Here is a 1,596-nt window from a genome sequence, read left to right as displayed (position 1 = left end):
CGACCCTTGCGACCGGAACGGATCGCGCCCTCGACCGTCAGCTCGTGACGCAGCGCGCCCGCGCCCTGGACGTAAAGAGGCTCATCGCATTTGAGGGTGTAGGTGGGGTCTGAAGCCTCCTGCTTCGAGGAGGCTGCGGGCGATGTAGTGGGTGAGGTTGCGGAACCCGAGGGCGGAGCCGCGGAGGTGTTCGAGCCGGCCGTTGATCGCCTCTGTCGGACCGTTGCTGGTGCCCGGTCGGTCGAAGAAGGCCAGCACGTCGGTTGCGCGTTTCGTCAGTGTTCGGCCGAGCTTGGCCAGCTCGGGCAAGGCGTCCGGGACGCGCTTGCTCAGCGCGGTGATGAGCTTACCCATCTTCGCTTTGGCTTTCGCCCGGTCGGGTTCTCGGTAGGCGGCGACCATCGCCTGGTAGATCTCCCAGGTCACCTCGACCGCAACGTGCTTCTCTCGCTCGAACAGGCTGCTGAGACGCTGGCATTGGCGGTCGGTCAGCAGCTTGGTGCCGGTGTGGAGGGTGCGGCGAGTCTTGTAGAGGGGGTCGTCCTTGCGGCCCCTGCGCTTGTGGAGCTGCTGCTGGACGCGTCGTCGGCAGTCGTCCAGTGCGTCTCCGGCGAGGCGGACGACGTGGAAGGGATCCATGACCGCGACCGCGCCTGGGAGGGCCTCGCCGGTGGCGGTCTTGTATCCGGTGAACCCGTCCATCGCCACTACCTCGATGCGGTCCTTCCATGCCTTGGGGCGGGCCTCGAGCCAGGCCTTGAACGCTGCTTTGGAGCGGCCGGGGATCATGTCCAGCAGCCTCGCCGGGCCGGTCTTGTCCCTGGCTGGGGTGAGGTCGATGATCACGGTGACGTACTTGTCGCCGCGCCGGGTGTGGCGCCAGACGTGCTCGTCAACACCGATCACGCGGACGGCGTCGAAGCGGGCTGGGTCATCGATCAGCAGCCGCTGGCCCTCAGCCAGGACGGCGTCGTTGGCGGTGTGCCAGGCAACCCCGAGCCCGGCGGCGATCCTTGCGATCGTGAGGTGATCGATGACCAGGGCTTCCAGTGCCCACCGCATCCCGCCGCGAGAGAGCTTCGCCCGCTCGGGTGCTGCGCGAGTGGTGTCCTCGCGCCACCGGTTCCCGCAGTGATCACACCGGTAACGCCGGATCCGCACCAGCAGCGTCGTGGGGCGGTGGCCGAAAGGTTCATGGGCAAGGCGACGAGTGATCGTGCCGCGCGAGGTCGCCCGTGCTCCGCAGGCGCGGCACCACGGATCCTCCTCAGCGAGCCGACACTCGAGCACCGCCCGCTCGGTCGTGAGCCACTGACCGACAGCGACGAGGTCGAGCTCCTCCAAGCGCGTGAAGGTCGTCAGATCGGGGTCGGCGAAGGTAGCGTTAGGCACGTCGAGGTCTTCCAGATGGCGAGCGTCAGAACTTCCATCATCGGGAGACCTCGACGTCTATCCCGGCACCGACGCGCCCACCCCACACTCCGCAGCTACCCCCTCATCTGCGAAGGGCCCGTAAAGAGCCTGGTAGAGGGTCTCGTGGCTGATCTGCATGTCCTCATCGTCCGGGAACAACCGCCGCAGACGCACGCTCACCTG

Annotated in this window: 1 protein-coding gene; it reads right to left on the bottom strand. The window is 67.3% G+C overall.

What is annotated here, in order from left to right; all coding sequences use genetic code 11:
* Nucleotides 1–81: 81 nt before the first annotated feature.
* Nucleotides 82–1,392, bottom strand: a complete 1,311-nt coding sequence (locus L3K22_RS16590) for an ISL3 family transposase (RefSeq protein ID WP_263312365.1) — start codon at nt 1,390–1,392, stop codon at nt 82–84.
* Between the last annotated feature and the right edge of the window lie 204 nt (nt 1,393–1,596).

This window comes from Brachybacterium atlanticum (assembly GCF_025669985.1).
In the GTDB taxonomy this organism is placed as follows: domain Bacteria; phylum Actinomycetota; class Actinomycetes; order Actinomycetales; family Dermabacteraceae; genus Brachybacterium; species Brachybacterium conglomeratum.
The sequence above is the reverse complement of the archived record's forward strand: the minus strand, read 5'-3'. Positions and strand labels throughout refer to the sequence as shown.